Raw genomic sequence first — 20595 nt, 5'->3', positions numbered from 1 at the left:
TCATTTCATTTTAATTAAAGTGTTATGTTTAAACCAAATGTGAAACTACGCATTACAGGTGTACTGAAATATCCGCCATTCGTCTCCGGATCCCACCCTTTCCAATCAGTGAAAGTGAGCAGGTTCTTACCGTTGACATATAGGTTAAGGTTCTGCAACCCGATGGTACGTACCCACTTCTGGGGTAGATTGTACCCCAACGTGACGTCTTGTAGCCGAACGAAACTACGGTCCTGATAGGCGGTAGGAGAAATGGCGCCGGCGTTGATGGAACGCGAATAAGTGCCATTAGGATTGTTGGGTGACCAATAGTCTTTGGCTAGCTCGCTAATACGGTTCCAGCGGCGGCTGTTGGCATCACCACGTACGAGTGTTTCCGTATTCTTGCCTAAATAGCCATACTTCCCACCTTGTACAGAGTTGATAAAGAAACTGAAAGTCAAATCCTTCCAACGGAAAGTATTTAATAAACTGAAGCGATAGGCAGGGTCTTCCTTACCCAAAATGACGCGATCGTCTACTGTAATCTTTCCTTCGCCTGTTACATCTCGAATTTTGTAGTTTCCCGGATTGTAGCCTGCTGGAATGTCATCGTGCAGTTGATAGATACCATCGATGATATATCCGTAAATTGCTGATGTAGACTCTCCGATAAACAAATTGCTCGCTATCAAGTCGTCTTCTCGACCGTCTCCGTCCTGGTCTCTGCCAAGCAGAGAAAGAATTTTATTGGAGTTGGAAGATATATTGAAAGTTGTACTCCATTCAAAATCTTTCTGTACAAAGTTACGAGAGGTCAAGGTCAGTTCCACACCCCGGTTTCGTATCTTTCCGATATTGGTACTGATAGACGAAAAGCCTGTCATAGAGGGAATGGTCATATCATACAGCAGATCACGGGTAATAGTGCGATATGCCTCTAAAGAACCGGTCAAACGATTGTTGAAGAGATTGAAATCCAAACCAAAGTTGAATCCTTCTGTCTTTTCCCATTTCAGGTCTGGATTTCCCATAGAGTTCACTTTCTGTAAAATTTCTGTAGTACCTCCATCCCCAAACACATAGCCGGAATTACTCTCCATACGTGCCAGCGATTTATAACGTGAAGTCTGGTTACCGCTGATACCCCATCCGGCACGCAGTTTCAGTTGGTCTACCCAGGGTAGTTTGAAGAATTTTTCTTCTGAAACAATCCATCCCACTGCTACAGAGGGGAAAATTGCAAATTTATTGTTTTCTGCAAATCCAGAAAAGCCGTCACGGCGGGCAGTAGCCGTCAATAAGTAGCGATCGAGATACTTATAGTTGATACGTAGCATCTGATAAAGTAATGCCTCATCCCATGCCTCAGACTTTGTAAACTGTTCCTTTCCTAATTGCAGATTGTTATAACCCAATGTCATACGGGAGAAATTCTGTGCCTTTGCTTCCGTATAATTTTGCTTTCGCTCACTGGCACCGTAGAGGAAAGTGGCGGCTATGTCGTGCTTGCCGAACGTGCCGGCATAGTTTACGATATTGTCCACCGTATAGTCGTAATAGGAGGTATGCTGCTTGTAGGCTTCGCCTGTCAAGCTGGCGCCGTAGGGGTTGGCTTGGAAGTGCTCGTCTGTGCGGTAGTTGTTACCGTAATTTAGACGGTAGGTTAATCCCTTGACAGGCAGTTTAATTTCCGCATAGAAGTTAGCGAAGAAGTAGTTATGGCGTTCCTTGTCGTCCGTGAACAGGGTGGCAAGGGGCGTCAAGCCGATTCCTTGGAACGGATAGGGAATTAACTTACCTTCCTCGTCAAAGGCAGGTGTCAACGGATTGGAAGTGATGATATCCCATACTCCTGGCTGTGCTCCATCTTGATTGACGAAAGAGGCGAAGGTCTGCATACCCAGATTCAGCCACTTGTAGGGCTTGGTATCCAGATTGATGCGGACACTGTTTCGCTTAAAGTCGTCATTCACCATAAAGCCCTTTTGGTTGGTGTTGGCATAGGAAATCAGGTAAGAAACCAGCTCCGTACCTCCGGTGATACTCAGCTTGTTCTCAAAGATAGAAGCCGTCTGTGTGCCTTCATTCCACCAGTCCCAGTCGTAGACGGAAAGTCCATCGGGCTGAGTGTTGTCCAGCATCGGAGCATCTACCATGTAGTCTGCCACGCGAAAATCGGGATTGGGCGTGGTATAGTCGGGACCTGTGTAAGCTTTGTCATACCAATAATCTTTAGTGAATTCAATAAACTCCTCACGGTTCATCGGACGGAGATTTTTGGTAGGATTAGACATCGTATAAGCCGTGGAGAAGTTGATTCTGGTCTGCCCTGCTTTGCCTTTCTTAGTAGTAATCAGCAATACGCCGTTGGCAGCTTGCGCACCATAGACTGCGGTTGCACTGGCATCTTTCAAAACGTCGATTGAAGCAATGTCATTCGGATTTATGGAAGAAAGGGAGCTGGTATAGATAATGCCGTCCAAAATAATCAGCACATCCTTGTTGCCAGAAAGCGTGTTGGTACCACGAATTGAAATGGAGGGTGTAGCACCGGCTGAAGTAACTTGTCCCACGTTTAAGCCTGGTACTGTACCTTGCAACGATTGAACCACATTGGTATTGGGAGATTTCTCAAAATCTTTCAGATTAGCACTGACTACAGCACCGGTCAAATCTGATTTTTTCATACTACCATAACCTACCACCACTACTTCATCCAGCATTTTGGAGTCTTCTCTCAGAGTGATATATAATTCTTTTTTGTTTCCTACATTCGTTTCTTGAGGGATATATCCGATATAAGTAATTTGTAAAACGGCATTTGCCGGGGCATTTAATACAAAACGCCCATCTATATCTGTAATTGTACCTATTGACTGACCTTTTACTGTTACATTGGCTCCGATAATCGGTTCACCATTTGCATCTTTTACGATACCTGTTATCTTGTTTTCTTGTTGTGTTATTTCTTCTTTTTCCCCTTTACTCATCAGCATGATATTTTTGCCTTCCATAGCATAATAAATATCAGTACCTGCGAATACTTTATTCAGAACTTCCGCTACCGGCTTTTTCTTTGCATTTACTTTTACAGTGCGTTTCAGATTCACCTCATTTACATTGTATACAAACAGGTAATCTGTCTGCTTTTCAATTTCATTGATAACTTTGCCTGCTGAAATGTTATCTGCCATAATTGTCACTTTCATCACCTGGGAATAAGACTCCGTGGCAAAAGCCGTCCCGGCAAATATAAACAGGGCTAAGGCTGTGATTTTCATAATGTGGAATAAATGTTTAATTTCTACAATAGATTCCTGATACAAAATATTTTTCATATATTTGCATTACTAATTTTAGGTTTTTACTTAAGATTATTAGAGAAAACTGTCAATGCGTAATTGACTATCCATGGGATGGTGTTGCAGCACTGTCCCATTTCTTTTTTATTCGAGTGTGTTACTTCATAGGCAAAACGATTTTAAAAGATTAATTAATGGTGATTACATTCTTTTCGTCATCCTTTTTGTAGGTAAATTTGTTATTCAGTCTGAGAACTCTTAGTACATGTTCTATCCCATCTCTCGTCCTGAACTTACCTGTATAACGATTGTTTAATATTTTAGTATTGTTTACAATAATGTCTACTCCGTAGAATAACTTTAGCTTTTCCAGCATGTCTTTGACTGATATGTTATTGAAGCAAATCAAACCTTCACGCCATAAAAAGTGATCAGGTTCTTTAATTCGTCTTTTTATCAGTTTGTTTCCTTTTAGACTAGCCATTGTATTGGGTTCTAGTTTCATCCCGTTTATTGTAGTACCGGGACTTAAGATTTCTACTGCTCCTTCCAGTAAAGCTGTTTCCCAGATACTGTCCGCTGCATAAGCCATGACATTGAATTCTGTACCCAATACTTTGACATTACATTTATTTGTTTCTACAATAAAAGGTTGTTTTGCATTTTTAGTTACTGCGAAGTAGCCTTCACCGTCCAGCTTTACATTCCGGATATTACCGGTAAAATGTCCTGGGAAGGTTAACGTACTAAGCGAATTCAGCCATACTTTAGTACCGTCTGCCAACATTAGTTCGGCTCGCTGTCCGGCGGGTACATGTATGGACTGTAGTGATTCACTTTGTTCTGTCTGGTGCTTTTCGGACCAATAGTATGTACCTAATAAAATAACTGCGAATATTGCTGCAATTTTTGCAGTCTCTATCCAAAGTGTACGCAATGTAAAATGCTTTTTAAACTGCTTATTTTCTGTTTTCACAGGTTCTGTGCGCCATAGGGCAATATTATGTAGCTTGCGCAGTGCCATATATTCGCGCATGTTTTCCGGACTTTCTTGCATCCACTCAGTAACACGTTGCTTTTCGGTTTCAGTGGCATTGCCGGATATATATTTTTGAAGTAATTCGGAATTCATTTTCTTTATTGTGTTTTATATATTAACGATTGAAGTGAAAACAACCCTAAAAGAAAATTGGAAAAAAAGATTCCTGCTCTCAAAAAGGTAGAGATACATGACTGAATTTAATAATAGAAGAAGAAATAAAATAGAGGAAGATAATCTTTTAAAGTTATCCGTAATGCCTTTAATGCTTTTGATATATGATATTCCACTCCTTTTACGGAAATTCCCATCTGTTCGGCAATTTCTTTATTGGACTTGTTTTCGAACCGGCTCAGTAGAAATGCCTGTCGGGTTTGGTCGGATAGTGATTTCAATGTTTCCCGGATGATACTTTCTACTTCATCCGAGAATATTTCATTGGGATCACATGATTCTAAAGTTGAAATACGAATAGAAAGTTCCTGTTGCTGCCAATCGGCCATAGATTCAAAAGCCGTGCGTTTGACTTCTTCGTGCTTCAGGTAGTCCAAAGCTTTATTCTTTAATATGGTAAGTAGGAGCGGTTCTATATAATCTATTTTCTCTGTTTTTAATTTTTCCCATAATTTAATCAACGATTCGGAAGCAATATCTTCTGCTGCCAAATCATCATGAACATATGATTTGGCAAAGAAGAATGACTTCTTGTAATAAGAAGTGTATATCTCATTAAAAGAATTTACGATAACATTGCTCATTGATATGTCAGTTGTGCTTTTCATTATGTACATTAAAAAGGTATAGCAAAGTTAGCAATAAACAGTGTGTAAATGAAGTTACCGTTTGAGGTAAACGGCATTGGCCGCTGCTTCTGCGCATCGTTCTCCATCGATGCCTGCCGATACGATTCCGCCTGCATACCCGGCTCCTTCTCCGCAAGGAAACAGTCCTTTTATTCGGACGTGCTGCAACGTATCTCTGTCTCTTATGATTCGTACGGGAGCTGATGTGCGCGTTTCTACGCCAATCATGACAGCTTCATTCGTAAGGAATCCGCGACTGTATTGTCCGAATTGCTGCAAACCTTTGCTTAGTCTTTCAGTCAGAAATAGGGGCATCCAGAAGTGAAGTGGAGAAGATATTAGCCCCGGGGCGTATGAACTTTCGGGAAGGTCATAACTCAGCTTTTTACGTGTAAAGTCCAGCATACGTTGTGCGGGTGCTGTTTGCCGCATATTGCCTTGCTGCCAGCAGGTAGATTCTAAGGATTCCTGAAAATACATCATGTTTAATGAAGAATGAAGAATAGAGGATGAAGAATCCTCAGTAGAGTTATTCTGCATTCCTGATTTCTCATGTTCCAGGTCTTCCGGTCTCAGTTCTACCACCATCCCCGAATTGCTCCAGCGTGAACCGCGATTACTGGGACTCATCCCGTTTACTACAATCTGTTGCGGACCACTGGCAGCGGGGACAACGAAACCACCCGGGCACATACAGAAACTATATACTCCTCGTCCGTCTACCTGTGTCACAAAACTATATTCTGCAGCAGGCAGATATTTTCCCCGTCCGTTCTTGTTATGATATTGTATCTGGTCGATCAATTCCGAAGGATGTTCCAGACGTACGCCTACGGCAATGCCTTTTGCCTCAATTTCTACATTATTGTCCGCCAGCCAGCGGTATACATCCCGTGCAGAATGTCCGGTTGCCAGAATCACAGGGCCGAGGAAAGTCTTTCCGGTATTCGTCTCAATGCCTTTCACTTTTTCGCCTTCAATGATAAGTGCATCCATGCGTGTTTCGAAATGTACCTCACCGCCACATTCAATGATGGTGTTCCGCATGTTTTCTATGACTCTCGGCAGTTTGTCTGTACCGATATGGGGATGGGCGTCAACAAGAATAGCTGTAGATGCTCCGTGCTGGCAAAATACATTAAGTATTTTATCCACATTTCCGCGCTTTTTGCTGCGGGTGTAGAGCTTGCCGTCCGAGTAAGCTCCCGCACCTCCTTCACCGAAGCTATAATTGGATTCCGGGTTAACCGTGTGTTCCCGGCTGATGAGTGCCAGGTCTTTCTTACGCTCGCGCACGTCTTTGCCGCGTTCCACGATGATGGGGCGTAGCCCAAGTTCTATAAGCTTTAATGCTGCGAATAATCCGCCGGGGCCTGCACCTACTACGATGACCTGCGGTTTTCCTTCCACATTATTATAGGTAGTGTGCTGAAACTCGTCATCTTTGGGCGTTTCATTTTGATAAACCCGTACGGTCAGGTTGACAAAGATAGTCCGTTGCCGGGCGTCGATGCTGCGTTTTAATATCCGCGTAGCGGTGATGTCACGTACATTCAATCCTTTTTCCTGTACGAGGTATTCTTTCAGTCGTTGTTCGTTGGCTGCCACTTCGGGGAGCACACGTAGTTGGTATTCTTGTATCATAAAACTCTGTTATTAGAAATGAAAATATGAATATTACAAGGGAATATAGTAAATTATTCCTCCTTGCAGCCTGAAGCCGCTCCAGTTTGGGCTTAAGTTAGCCTTTTCTCCGTCGTAAGTAAATTTCTTGACAAAGTCCCATTCATAACCTGCACTGACATTGAGCGCTATCCGTGGCGATAACTTTATTTTGCACCCCAGTGCTGGTTCCAGATAAAGATTGATTCCTCCTAAAGAACTGGACTCGCTTTCTGTGTAATTGCCCACAGTTGCTGCTTCCTTTAGTTTCCCTTTGTTGAATATAGCTCCGGTGGAAATTTGCAAGTAAGGTGATATGATCTTTTCAGCCGCTTCAGGTAAGAAAAAGCGATAGAACAATCCTGTACGTATGCCTTTAACCCGGAAGTCTAATCGATAGCTACCGGAATAATCTGCCACTCCGCGACTGCCTACTGTGTTCATATAACTAATCAGGATACCTGCCTGGTGCAAGCGATGCCATGCTATGCCGAACTTCCCTTCGTGGGTGATATATCCGGGGAAGTTATCCGTTGTTTTGGTATTTTGTACCGGAGTAGGGGGATTTGCCATAAAGTCTTTCAAATCATTCATGTTGTAAGTGGCATATCCGCAATTGTATTCCAGGGTCAATTGTTGTGCGCTGATTGGGAGGGTACAAAGTAGCAATGCTATGATAAAGATATATTTCTGTTTCATTTGGATGATGTGTTTTTGATGTTAAGAATATAGCCGTCATAGGAAGTTAAGTAATCGCCTGTCAATGTAGGCCAAATGTGATAAGGAGCATTCACTGTGAAAATCTCCTGATAATCGACGGCTGACAGTACAGATAACTTGTGGTCATTTCCTACCAATAGATTGCCGGTGACAGGGTCGGTCGACAGATATTGCATTTCATCTTTCAGCCGTATGTTTTCTATCAACTCATAGGTCTGGCAATTGCGTATTTCTATACAGTGGTTCTCTTGGTCGGAGATAATGAGCTGGGAAGGATTAATAGGATTAAAGATCGTTCTTCCCTGTTTCTCGATAGGAATGGGTAAAATATATTCACGAGAAAACAGATCATTTTCCAATTCGATAATTTTCATTCCAGAAAAGTCAGAAGCACCGATGCGTTTACCGTCGGGGGAGATGAGTATGGGGTTTCCTCCTACGCGCGTAGAAGAAATTATGCTTCCATCAAGTTTACTGACGACAATGTTGTGATGTACCCAATCAGGATCGGTGGTTTTATAGATTAATTTTCCATCGGAAGTGAATATAATATCCCCTTTGGTCGAATTGAGGTTGGGAATGGTGAGTGTATGTTTCAGATTCAACGTCCGGGCATCTCTGATTTCCAGGTTGTCTGTTGTGGCTATGGCTAATAATGGTTCTGTGTATGAGGTGAATACGGTGCTGCCCCTTGATATGCTGAGAGTTGTTTCGGGGGTGAGTTGCAGATACTGATAGGCATTCAGGAAATCACTGTTGGCATACAGCATCTTGGTAACAGGGTTGTAGCACCATGAATTTGACCGCTCGTTTTCGTAAAAATATCCGGGAGAGCCTACAGCTATTTCCTTTTGGAAGATATTTTCCGAAGGATGGTCGATACGTGACAATGTCATAAGGATTTGGTTTGCATCATACCATGAATTCGTACCAAAATTGATAACAGGAAGCTTCATCGATGTTGCTTCTTTGGCGGGAGAGAAAGTGGGTTCTCTATTAATAGTAAAACTCAGCAGGCAATTGTACGGCAGTTCCCAGCAAAGTTGGATGTGCTCCATATCCCATTCCGATGTGTACAGGCGTGGCAAGTTTTCCGGCACTTTGGTTTCTCCTATATGCCAAGTCAGATTTTCTTTTCCTTCATACTTCACATTGGCATATACCATATAGGTAGTCTCAATACCTATATGGCGGGTATCTATGAAATAAGTTTGGTTTGCGGGAACCGTTTCGCTGTAGTAACCCGCATACTTATTCGTGGCCTGGATGGTATATGAAGATATGGTAAGATGTGATAATATCGGGGCTTGCCAACTCAATTCCAACGATCGGTTTTCATTCGTTCGGTAAGTAACGATATCAAAAAGTGCCATTTGGTAGTCGATGATGACGGGCCAGCTCATCTCACCTGAATATGCTTCTGCTTCCAATTGGTCGGCAATACTGCCGCTTCCGGTAGGAGCATAAAACTGTGCTTTTAGTGTGTAATTTCCGTTGGGAAAGCTGGTTTCGTCAATGAGCAGTGAACCGTTGGGCGAAGTTGTCTCCCAAATCTGGCTTCCCAAGGTGAAGATGATTTTACTCGCGGTTTTGCCGGATAGGTTCAGGGAATACTCCAACTGAGTAGCTTTATTGATAAGAATAGCTTCCCCATTCGTGAAAGCATTCAAATCCATACTGACAGATATTTCTTTGTCCGGTTCTTTTATTTCAATATAGTTTTCGTTAATGGGACATTCACATGCTGTCGCAAGGAATATCAGGCCTAAAATGTGGACATGTTTTCTCATATTTCATGTATTACATTTATAATGTGTTATCCGAACAGTGCCCGGAACGCCTCCTCCACCTTCCGCACCGGTATTAGCTCTATCTTAATCTTCTTCGTGTCAATGCCCTGCAGATTATACTTAGGCAGTACAAACCGTTTGAACCCTAACTTCTCCGCTTCTCCTATGCGTTGCTCAATTCTATTCACCGGACGTATCTCCCCGGACAAACCGATTTCCCCCGCCATACAAACCTCCTGTTCAATAGCCGTATCCATATTGCTGGAAAGAATAGCGCTGATAACTGCCAGGTCTATTGCCGGGTCGTTCACCTTCAATCCTCCTGCGATATTGAGGAATACATCTTTCTGCGCCAACTTGAAACCGACCCGCTTTTCCAACACAGCCAGCAGCATATTCATTCTCCGCAGGTCGAATCCGGTAGCAGAACGTTGCGGATTACCGTATACCGCACTGCTCACCAATGCCTGTGTCTCAATCAGGAATGGGCGTATCCCTTCTATAGCCGAGGCGATGGCTACGCCGCTCATTCCTTCGTGGTCCTGGCTCAGCAGCAGTTCCGACGGATTGCTGACTTGCCGTAAACCATCCTGCCGCATCTCGTAAATGCCCAGCTCCGCCGTACTTCCGAAACGGTTCTTGATACTGCGCAGGATGCGGTACATATAATGTTGGTCACCCTCAAACTGCAATACCGTATCTACGATATGTTCCAACACCTTCGGCCCGGCAATGCTGCCTTCCTTGTTGATATGCCCGATAAGCAACACCGGCGTGTGCGTCTCCTTGGCAAAGCGAAGGATGCTTGCCGAACATTCCCGTACCTGTGCAATGCTGCCTGGTGACGATTCGATGCTTTCTGTTGATATGGTCTGTATGGAGTCGATGATAACCAAATCTGGGCGTGTGTTTTTTATATGAACAAAAATCTGCTCCAATGACGTTTCGCAAACAATGAGGCAATCGGTGGGGTTCTGTGACAAACGGTCGGCACGCAGCTTTAACTGGCGGGCACTTTCTTCACCGGAAACATAGAGAACACGTTTCTCAGGGATATGCAGCACGGTTTGCAGCACCAGCGTTGATTTACCGATACCCGGTTCACCGCCGATGAGTACCAAAGAGCCGGGAACCAATCCACCTCCCAACACTCGGTTCAGCTCTTCGTCGTGCAAGTTGATACGTGGTTCGTCATCCGCTTCTATTTCGCTGAGAATGACAGGCTTTGGCTTTTCTGTTTCTATTCCGGATACCGGACGTTTGTTCACTACCTCTTTTCGCACAATCTCCTCTACATACGTATTCCACTCTCCGCATGACGGACATTTGCCTATCCATTTCGGAGAGTCTTGACCGCAGTTAGTGCATACATAAACTGTTTTTTCTTTTGCCATATAAGAAAATGTCTTGCTGAATGATTGGTCAAAGATACGAATTTAGCTGTTTACGAGGCAGAAAAACAGAACAATTTATTCCACCTCGTAGCCTCTTTATACCTCCTTCGTACCCTCTTCGTATCTGCTTCGCTATTTTCATCCTTCTATAGAAGCGAAGGAAATGCGAACCGGGTACGACTGAAAAGAGCTTTTGACCAGAACTGTTCAGGCATCAAGTTTCATGAATAGTCTGAAAAGCTTTCAGGCTGACAGAGTATTTGCAGAGCTTAGATAGTGGATTATAGCTGATTAGAACAGAGATGAAGTATATCGTGGAGTATTGTGTTATTATTGGGTGGTTTTATGTTATCGCTTCTTACCCTATAGCGCTATATTTGCGTGAACTTACGAAAGAATTATATTCATAAATAAATAGAAATCTGATAGATGAAAAAAGTATTATTAAATTTGGTATTCCTTTTTGCTTTGGCATGTTTTGCTGAAGCGCAGGAGTTTAAGGTTGCTGATATTTTCAGTGACAATATGGTGTTGCAACAAAAAATAAATAATCCGTTCTGGGGATGGGGAAAACCGGGAACGAAAGTGACTATTTCCACTTCATGGAATCCTGATAAAGAATATACAGGGGTTATTAATTCTAAAGGAACCTGGAAGATAGCTGTACCTACGCCTGCTGCCGGAGGACCTTATGAGGTGACAGTCACTGCCAATAAGAAAAAAGTCTTCCAGAATGTGTTTGTGGGAGAAGTATGGCTGGCAAGCGGACAGTCCAACATGAGTATGCCGTTGAAAGGATATTATTGCCAGCCGGTGCTGGGGGCTACAGAGGCCATATTGTCTTCAGCAAAAAAGCAAATACATTTCATTAATATACCTACTTTAGCGGCCTATAAACCATTGGAACATTTTGAGGCCGAATGGGTGAAGGCATCTCCGGAGAATGTAGCGGAATGTACGGCTGTGGGATGGTTCTTTGCAGATTTCTTACAGCGCAATATGGATGTGCCAGTCGGTATTATTAATGCCAGTTATGGAGGCTCCAACATCGAAGCATGGATGAATGCGGAAGCTTGTAAACAATTTGATGATATCCCCGTACCGCCATTGAGTGATGAAACTTCTCCGTGGATTAGTAATGTGCCTACGGTTCTGTACAATGGCATGATTCACCCACTGGTGGGATATGGCATAAAAGGTATTATCTGGTATCAGGGTGAATCCAACATTTTCAATGTGCCTCGTTATGCTCCCTCGGTTGCTGCCATGGTAAGTAAATGGCGCGAAGCCTGGGGATTGGGAGAAATACCTTTCTATTATGCACAGATTGCCCCTTACGATTATAAAGAGTGGAACTTCTTCACACCTCAATGGCCGGAAGTTTCGGCTTATCAGCGGGAAGCGCAAAGACAGTGTCTGACGCTGATTCCAAACTCTGCGATGGCAGTACTGCTGGATGTAGGGGAGCGATATCTGATCCATCCGAGGAGGAAAAAAGAAGTGGGCGACCGCTTGGGCATGCTGGCACTCTCTAAAACCTATGGAATGAAAGGATTTGAGGCGGAAAGTCCGACTTACAGCAAAATGGAAGTTGAGGGAAATAAGGCTATTATTCATTTTGACAATCAATTTAACGGGCTTACCAGCTATGGGAAGACTTTGGAACTGTTTGAGATATCCGGAGACAATAAGGTATTCCATAAAGCGGACGCCTATATTGACGAAGAGAAAGGTACTGTGGTAGTCACATGCAAGTATGTGGCGGAGCCTAAAGCTGTGAGATATGCATTTAAGGATTTTGTAAAAGCGGAATTATTTGGTACGGGTGGTCTGCCGGTATCCTCCTTCCGCACTGATGATTGGGATTAATTAATAATATGATACTATGCGAAAACTATTGATTTTATTCGTATCGGCTTTGCTCCCATGGTTATCTGTCCGGTCACAGAAGCCGGTTTATAAAGATGCGGGACAGCCTGTTGAAACCAGAGTGAAAGATTTGCTGAAGCGGATGACATTGCATGAAAAGGTGCTTCAGCTGAATCAATATACATTTGGGGAGAATGATAATCCCAATAATATAGGCACGGAGGTGAAAAATCTTCCGGCGGAGATTGGTTCGTTGATTTATCTCCATACCGATCCGAAGTTGCGTAATCAGATTCAGCGTAAGGCAATGGAAGAGTCTCGCTTGGGAATACCCATTCTCTTTGGATTTGATGTGATTCACGGGTTACGTACGGTGTATCCGATTTCATTGGCACAGGCTTGCAGTTTTAATCCGGATTTGGTGACTCAGGCTTGCGGGATGGCTGCTAAGGAATCCGTTCTGTCGGGTATTGACTGGACATTTTCTCCTATGATTGATGTGGCGAGAGATCCCCGTTGGGGGCGTATTTCCGAATGTTATGGAGAAGATCCTTACCTGAATACAGTATTTGGTGTAGCATCGGTACAAGGTTACCAGGGCGAGAAACTGTCTGATCCGTATTCTATCGCAGCTTGCCTGAAACATTATGTAGGTTATGGAGCATCCGAAGGCGGACGGGATTACAGATATACGGATATATCACCCCAAGCCTTGTGGGAAACTTATCTGCCTCCTTATGAGGCCTGTGTGAAAGCAGGTGCCGCTACGCTTATGAGCAGTTTTAATGACATTAGCGGAGTACCGGCTACCTCAAACCATTACATCTTAACTGAAATTCTGAAGAATAAGTGGCGGCATGACGGTTTTGTCGTATCCGACTGGAATGCAATAGAGCAGCTGATTTATCAGGGTGTTGCCAAGGATCGCAAAGAAGCTGCGTATAAGGCTTTCCATGCCGGTGTGGAGATGGATATGCGTGATAATATTTATTATGAATATTTAGAGCAGTTGGTTGCTGAAAAGAAGATACAAATGTCGCAGATAGATGATGCGGTTGCCCGTATACTTCGAGTCAAATTTCGCCTGGGCTTATTTGATGAACCTTATACGAAAGAGCTGACCGAGCAGGAACGTTATTTGCAGAAAGAGGATATTGCTTTGGCAGCGCGTCTGGCAGAAGAATCAATGGTTTTGTTGAAGAATGAAAACAACCTGTTGCCTCTTTCTTCAACGGTTAAAAGAGTTGCGTTGATAGGACCTATGGCAAAGGATAGTGCCAATTTGTTAGGTGCTTGGGCTTTTAAAGGTCACGCCGAAGATGTGGAGACCATTTATGAAGGAATGCAGAAAGAATTTGGCGATAAAGTACAGTTGGATTACGAGCAGGGGTGTGCATTGGATGGAAATGATGAATCGGGTTTCTCTGCTGCCTTAAAAACGGCTGAAGCATCCGATGTAGTAGTGGTATGTTTAGGTGAGTCCAAACAGTGGAGTGGAGAAAATGCTTCACGCTCTACAATTGCTTTGCCCGATATTCAGGAAAAGTTGCTTTTGCATCTGAAGCAGGCGAATAAGCCTATTGTACTTGTGCTTTCCAGTGGTCGCCCTCTTGAATTGATCAGATTGGAACCTCAGGTAGAAGCTATCATTGAGATGTGGCAGCCCGGTGTTGCGGGAGGAACTCCCTTAGCAGGCATTTTATCGGGCAGGGTGAATCCTTCCGGAAAGTTGTCAGTGACATTCCCACTGTCTACAGGTCAGATACCGGTCTACTATAATATGCGGCAGTCTGCCCGTCCGTTCGATGCGATGGGGGATTATCAGGATATTCCTACCAAACCTTTGTATCCGTTCGGGCATGGATTGAGTTATACTACCTTTGTTTACTCTGATGCGAAACTTTCTTCCTTGAAAATCAGGAAGAATCAGAAGATAACAGCCGAGGTTACAGTGACTAACGCGGGTAAGATGGAAGGAAAAGAAACTGTGTTATGGTATGTGTCTGATCCGTTCTGTTCTATTTCCCGTCCTATGAAAGAGCTGAAATTCTTCGAGAAACACTCGTTGAATGCCGGTGAAAGCAGAGTCTTTCGGTTTGAGATTGATCCTATGAGAGATTTGAGCTATACGGATGCAACGGGCAAGCGCTTTTTAGAGGCGGGTGAATTTATAGTGTCGGTAGGTGGTCGGAAACTGACTTTTGAAGTTGTGGACTGAGTTTTCCGGCGAATAATCAGTCTTTGATAAAAATAGATATGATTTATGAATAGAATAAGAATAAATGCTTTGTTACTGTTGTTGTGCATATTTCTTCCGGGAGTGGCGCAGAATGTATCTGACGGATGGAATAAAAATAGAACGGCAAGATTGACCAAACCTGTATTTGTCTATAACAATTGGTCCGCCTACGATGAATTGTCTGATAACATTCCTCTGAATGAAGCATTGGCAATGAAAGAATTGGATCACATTGTACGTTTGAAAAAATCGGGTGTACAGGTGGATTATTATATGATGGATGCATTCTGGTTTGATGTGAATGAAGGATATCGTAAGTGGAGGCCGGACTGCTGGCCGGAAGGTCCCAAACGTTGGCTGGATGCGTGTAAAAGAGAAGGAATAAAGCCCGGTTTGTGGTTTTCTACGAACTTGCTGCGCATAGGTGGAGAGGCAAATACGATGAAGGTTATTCCGGAATGGGAAAACTCTGTGGCGGAAGATGGAACAACTCTTTGTTTGTTCAGGGGAGGATATTTGCACCATCTTATGCAGACCCTGCAAATGTACGCGGATATGGGTATTAAGATGTTCAAATTTGATTTTGCTTATTTTGATGCAGCAACTCCTGATGCTAAATGTACGATGCTACCTGCTGACATTGAGGAACAGAATAAAAATGCCTTTATTTCTGCCATAAAAGAATTCCGTTATAAGAATCCGGATGTACTTTTTATTGGCTACAATGGTTTCGGGGGTGATATGGAAAATACGGTTACCCCGTTTCGAAAAACGGTAGACCTGCGTTGGCTGGAAATATTTGATACGATGTATTGTGGTGATCCCCGTTTATCCGATGTGCCGATGATGAATTTCTGGCGCTCACAGGATTTGTATTCGGATCATATGACCTTTCAATACTTGTTTAATGGAGTACCGGTCCAGCGCATTGACAACTGTGCTTTTATGATTGGTACCACGGGTACTTGTTATAACAGGGCTTTAAATGCCTGGAAAGGCATGATGATTCTGACGATGGCACGCGGAGGTTGGCTGAATGTCTGTCATGGAAATATTGATTTGCTAAGTGATGATGATGCCCGCTGGATGGCTAAAACGCAGCAATTGTATATGAAGGTACAGCAGTATGGAAATATTTCGGCATTCGGTTCTATCCCCGGTAAGGCTCTGCCATACGGATATATGGCTTCCGCTGAAGGAGGAAACCTTTATACTGTGGTAAACGCATCACAAGAGAAAGCCAAAGTAACGTTGCCTGAAGCGACAGGAACGGGGAGGGTGCTTTTTACGGACAGTGGTTTTATGCCTGTTTTAGAAAAGAATATTGTGGAATTGGGTCCGGAACAGATGGTTGTTGTCGGATACGGCAAGTTCAGTACCCGGGAGTATGATTTAGGTATTGAGAAAGATATCGTTATCCCTGCAACAATTCAAAAGGTAAAAATAGATGTGCAAAAGAAAAATGAGCATATCTTGCAGGCACATTACATTCCTTCGAAAGGGAAAACTGTACGGATTCTCTTTCAGCAATTGGATGAGCGTGGAAAAGCATTCCGTTCGTGGGGCGGTGCTCCTCCCACCGGGATTAAAATGGATCATTTCTTCAATATAGAAGTAAAGCAGGGCAAGCGTGCTGTTCCGGTAAAGAAATCGCATGATAAGATGATCTGGTGCGGTTTGTCATGGGCGGTAGGGGAGGTTTCTGCTGACGATATAAAAGAAGGACGCCCATTGGAAATAAGTTGTACCACTATAGATGGGAATAGCGAACACTGCTTATTGGAAGTTTACGAGGTTGAATATTCTGCTGATAAGAAATAAGATTGGAAAAGGGATGACTGGAACAGTTTCACAGTCATCCCTTTCTTGAGGTTATCGGTCTCCTTTTTTCAGATCCCTGAAACTCTTGGGTGTTTCATTATATACTTCCTTAAAGCACTTGATGAAATAATGTGCTTGGTTAAAACCGGTCAGGTAGGCTATTTCCGCTATTGACAAATCACTGTTTATCAATAGCTCGGATGCTTTTCGAAGCCGGATAGCCCGGATAAACTGATTGGGTGTCTGCCCGATAAGCATTCTGAACTTCTTATGAAGCACTGTCTTACTGATATTCATGGCTATTGAGAATTCCTCAATGTTGAAGTCCGCCTTATCCAGATTCTCTTCTATCACCTTCATGGCCTGTTGCAGGAATACTTCCTTGGAATTAAACTCAATGGTATCACTGTCTTTGGCTATCAGGTTCTTCAGGAGTTGTTCTTTTCGTTTCTGGCGCGTATTCAGGATATTCATTATTTGATTAATCAATGCTTCCGTATCAAAAGGTTTCTTGATATAGATGTCAGCGCCTTCTTTATAGCCCCTCAGTTCATCTTCAGATGAAGTTTTGGCAGTCAGTAATATAACGAATATATCGGCATAAAGGGAGTTTTCCTTTATGTGGCGGCACAGTGTCAGGCCGTCCATACCGGGCATCATGATGTCCGATATTACGATTTCAGGAAGATACTCACCTACTAATTTCAAGGCCTCTTCTCCATGGGTGGCTGTCACTACGTTGAAGTGCTCCGCCAATTTGCCCGTAAGGTATTTAAGTATCTGTTCGTTATCTTCTACCAGCAGTATGGTGGCACTGTTCTCCATATTGGTTGCCTGTGCTTTAAATTCGGTAATATCAGTTGTTTCCTGATATTTTTCTGAATTCTCTACTGGTAGTTTGATGCACAGTGTGGTGCCTTGTCCGGGTTGTGAGTCAATAGAAACTGTGCCGTTCATTACTGATACGAATTTCTTCACGACATATAATCCTATGCCCAATCCGTTGGGAGTATTTTCCTTATTGTATTGGGGCTCACGGTAGAATTTATTGAATACCGTTGCCTGGTATAGCTGATTGATACCCGGTCCCGTATCTTTTATGAATACACTTAATTGCCCATCTATATATTCCAGTGCCACCGATACACTGCCTTGATCGGGGGTGTACTTGATGGCGTTACTCAGCAAGTTATATAAAATCCTTTCAAATTTCACACTGTCAATCCATATATGTATGGAGGGGATATTGGCCTGGTAAGATAGCTGGATCTTTTTAGAGCTTGCCAGATAATTGAATGCATTCACTATGATGCGGCAGAATGATACGATTTCTATGGTTCTATTGTTTATCTTTACTTCAGAGAATTCCACTCGCTTGAAATCAAGGATTGTAGAAAACAGATCGGATAAGAATGCAGCATTCTTAGTGATAATGGATAGTCTTTCATACTGAATATCATCTTCTTTGGTTTCACGCAACATATCATTGGCAGGTGCCAGTATTAAAGATAAAGGTGTAATCAGGTCGTGCCCGAGACTTTCGAAAAAACTTTCCTTTTCCTTTAATAGTTCTTCTTTCTTCAATGTCTCCATCTCCTGTATCTTTTGTATGCTCTTTCTTCTGTAGTGTCTGATAATCATATATATTATGAGTGCGATGCTCAACAGGATAATCAGGCAGGAAATGAAATAGAACAAAGGTGTTTTCCACCAGGGTGGAGCGACAATAATACTCATGGACCAGCATGGCTTGGTACCTGACTCTTCGTTATATTTCATAATTTCCAGAGTGTATGTACCTGGGTTGAGTTGTGAGAAGGTCAGAGGTACGGACATATCAAGATATTGCCAGCTGTCGGTAAAACCGATCATCCTGTATAGATATTTATTGCAGTAGTTGGCTTCCCCTATTTCAGTAAAGGACAGGGATATCCATTTGGAGGCATAAGACAGGGTGATGGAAGGAATATATTCGGTATTCTCTTTTAAAATCACCCGGTTGTTTATCGTGTCACCTACCTGTATCTTTTGGTGGTTGATCTCCAGGTCGGTCAATATGAGTTTGGTTTTATCATATTGATGCAGTGCCTTTTCCACATCCACGACCATGAGCTGCTCGGTATTGCCGAACAGGATATATTCTTTGTTTTCATAAGTTATTTTTTCGGCTGAAAGGATAGAAGAATTGCCCCAATAGCTGATATTCGGTTCGCAGATGCGCTGTTCATTGTTTATGTAGCAGAATATCTTCTCACCGATAAAGAACCATAAATTCTGGTTATCATCGAGCAACAATGACTTGATGGCCCCTTGCGGCAATGGGTATGTAGGAAATGCTGTAGAAACTTGCAGTGAATCATTGGATACTTCCATCTTTAACAGATTGTTTGATGTTCCTATCCACCAGCATTTATTACTCTTATCTTCTATGATAGAGTAGACAATCTCCTGGTCGATGATTTTATCTTTTAGAGTGACCTGGTCCGATGCATTGAAGATAGAGAGCCCATTATGCGAAGCTATGAACAATTGATTGTCACGATAAGGTATGATAGCGTTTATCCTGTCCCGACTGAAATAGTCATAATGGATATAATCTTTTATTTGTCGGTTCTTCTTGTCCAGATATACGGACATCAGGCCGTTTTGTTTGGTGCCTATCCACACCTTATTATCTTTTATATAGAAAGTTGTAATCTTTTCTAATTCAGTGCTTGCCGTAAATTCTTTCCATTGAATTTCCTGCGAATTATTATTCTGGAAAGAATATAATAATCCTATGCCATCGTGTCCCACTAATGTAATATCCTTATTTTGCCCGATAGATAAGATATGGTCCTTGAATTTATCTCTGCTTTTGTAGTTTTCCTTTTCAGTCGAGGTACGCATATCGAAATGATACATGCCGTCTCCTAAAGTTCCCAACAATATTTTATCTTGTAAAAGGGCGATAGAAGTGATAGGAGAATGTGTTTTACGAATTGAGAGTAACTGATTGATTCCCCTGTCTGAGGAGGAGTATTTATAGAGTCCTTTTCCGTATGAACCTATCCAGATGTTATCAAGACTATCTTTATAAATAGTATTGATAAAAGTAGTGCCCAGATGTTCTGTGCCGGGCAATGGATAAATACGTTCTTGTTCTTTATCATATACTTTTATTCCTTCTCCCCAGGTGCCGATTAAAAGTTTATTTGCTTCTCCTTCTATGCGGTATATGGGGGTATTGCTGTTATGCAGATGGATGGTCCTGGCTTGTTCGGGTTGTTGACTCCATGTTAATTCATAGAGTGCATTATCCCATGAAGAGTAATACAGTGTATTTTCTTCTCCGGTGTCGTGTATTTGTGTGATGGTTTGGTTCTTGGGGGTAATGTCTGCCCATGTTTGTTTTCGGGAATTGTACATCACAAGTCCTGTATAGGTGCTGATCCATATATATCCTTTAGGTTTTTCCACAAAACTGGAAACAATGGCTCCTGAATGGCTGCGTTCGGCAGTAAAACTGGTACGTTCTGTATTCTTGGGAGTTAATTTGCATATACCTTCTTCCCAGCTTCCCAGCCAGATGTTATGATCAGAGTCTTCGAATATGGAAACAATCCGGTTAGGGATGGGTTCGGAAACTTGTTCATTGAGGTGGGTGAACTGGTCGGTCCGCGGATTGTATATATCTACTCCTCCGGTCTTAAAGCCAATCCATAACAAGCCTTTGGAATCAAGGAACAAGGTTTCTATATTGTTATTCTTAAGACTGTTATTTGCTGATTTCCCCGATTTATAGACTTTAAACCGATGTCCGTCAAAACGGTTGAGTCCATCTTCTGTAGCAATCCACATATAATAGTCATTTTCACAGATGGAAGTGATTTCAGAACTTGATAATCCATCTGCTAAATCATAATGCAATAGCTTCTGTGCTCCGGCAGTGGAAGCTAAAAAGAGTGCGAATATAAATAATAGCTTTCTCATAA

Annotated in this window: 11 protein-coding genes; 3 read left to right on the top strand and 8 right to left on the bottom strand. The window is 42.7% G+C overall.

The features are described 5' to 3' along the window. Positions 1-14: 14 nt before the first annotated feature. The 7 genes from HMPREF9447_RS22150 to radA form a co-directional block, all read right to left on the bottom strand. Positions 15-3320 (bottom strand): TonB-dependent receptor, encoded by a 3306-nt coding sequence (locus tag HMPREF9447_RS22150; protein ID WP_009132025.1) that lies wholly within the window; start codon positions 3318-3320, stop codon positions 15-17. Positions 3321-3471: 151 nt separating this feature from the next. Further along, positions 3472-4416, bottom strand: coding sequence for a FecR family protein (locus HMPREF9447_RS22145; RefSeq protein WP_009132024.1), 945 nt, complete (start codon positions 4414-4416; stop codon positions 3472-3474). A gap of 107 nt (positions 4417-4523) precedes the next feature. After that, complete coding sequence (locus HMPREF9447_RS22140; RefSeq protein WP_009132023.1) at positions 4524-5105, bottom strand: RNA polymerase sigma-70 factor; 582 nt, start codon at positions 5103-5105, stop codon at positions 4524-4526. 54 nt (positions 5106-5159) lie between these two features. Continuing rightward, on the bottom strand, positions 5160-6770 hold the full coding sequence (locus HMPREF9447_RS22135; protein WP_009132022.1) for an NAD(P)/FAD-dependent oxidoreductase: 1611 nt from the start codon (positions 6768-6770) through the stop codon (positions 5160-5162). Positions 6771-6803: 33 nt separating this feature from the next. Further along, on the bottom strand, positions 6804-7487 hold the full coding sequence (locus HMPREF9447_RS22130) for a hypothetical protein (RefSeq protein ID WP_009132021.1): 684 nt from the start codon (positions 7485-7487) through the stop codon (positions 6804-6806). Beyond that, the gene (locus HMPREF9447_RS22125; protein ID WP_009132020.1) at positions 7484-9298 is read right to left on the bottom strand and encodes a YncE family protein; all 1815 of its coding nucleotides are present in this window, start codon (positions 9296-9298) and stop codon (positions 7484-7486) included. The genes HMPREF9447_RS22130 and HMPREF9447_RS22125 overlap by 4 nt, the downstream gene beginning before the upstream one ends. 26 nt (positions 9299-9324) lie before the next feature. Further along, entirely contained in the window at positions 9325-10692 is a 1368-nt protein-coding gene (gene radA / locus HMPREF9447_RS22120; RefSeq protein WP_009132019.1) for a DNA repair protein RadA, read from the bottom strand. 429 nt (positions 10693-11121) lie between these two features. Between radA and HMPREF9447_RS22115 the strand changes: the two genes are divergently transcribed. Genes HMPREF9447_RS22115 through HMPREF9447_RS22105 form a run of 3 tightly spaced genes read left to right on the top strand, consistent with a single transcriptional unit; the run spans position 11122 to position 16621 of the window. Further along, entirely contained in the window at positions 11122-12561 is a 1440-nt protein-coding gene (locus HMPREF9447_RS22115) for a sialate O-acetylesterase (protein WP_009132018.1), read from the top strand. Between the two features lie 16 nt (positions 12562-12577). Next, positions 12578-14779 carry a glycoside hydrolase family 3 N-terminal domain-containing protein gene (locus tag HMPREF9447_RS22110; protein ID WP_009132017.1) on the top strand — a complete coding sequence of 734 codons (2202 nt, stop codon included), beginning with the start codon at positions 12578-12580 and terminating at the stop codon, positions 14777-14779. 45 nt (positions 14780-14824) lie between these two features. Continuing rightward, positions 14825-16621, top strand: coding sequence for an alpha-galactosidase (locus HMPREF9447_RS22105; protein WP_009132016.1), 1797 nt, complete (start codon positions 14825-14827; stop codon positions 16619-16621). Between the two features lie 51 nt (positions 16622-16672). On the opposite strand, the gene HMPREF9447_RS22100 is transcribed toward HMPREF9447_RS22105, so the two are convergent. Then, positions 16673-20593 carry a hybrid sensor histidine kinase/response regulator transcription factor gene (locus tag HMPREF9447_RS22100; protein WP_009132015.1) on the bottom strand — a complete coding sequence of 1307 codons (3921 nt, stop codon included), beginning with the start codon at positions 20591-20593 and terminating at the stop codon, positions 16673-16675. Positions 20594-20595: the final 2 nt, after the last annotated feature.

The organism is Bacteroides oleiciplenus YIT 12058 (assembly GCF_000315485.1).
Lineage (GTDB): Bacteria > Bacteroidota > Bacteroidia > Bacteroidales > Bacteroidaceae > Bacteroides > Bacteroides oleiciplenus.
The sequence above is the reverse complement of the archived record's forward strand: the minus strand, read 5'-3'. Positions and strand labels throughout refer to the sequence as shown.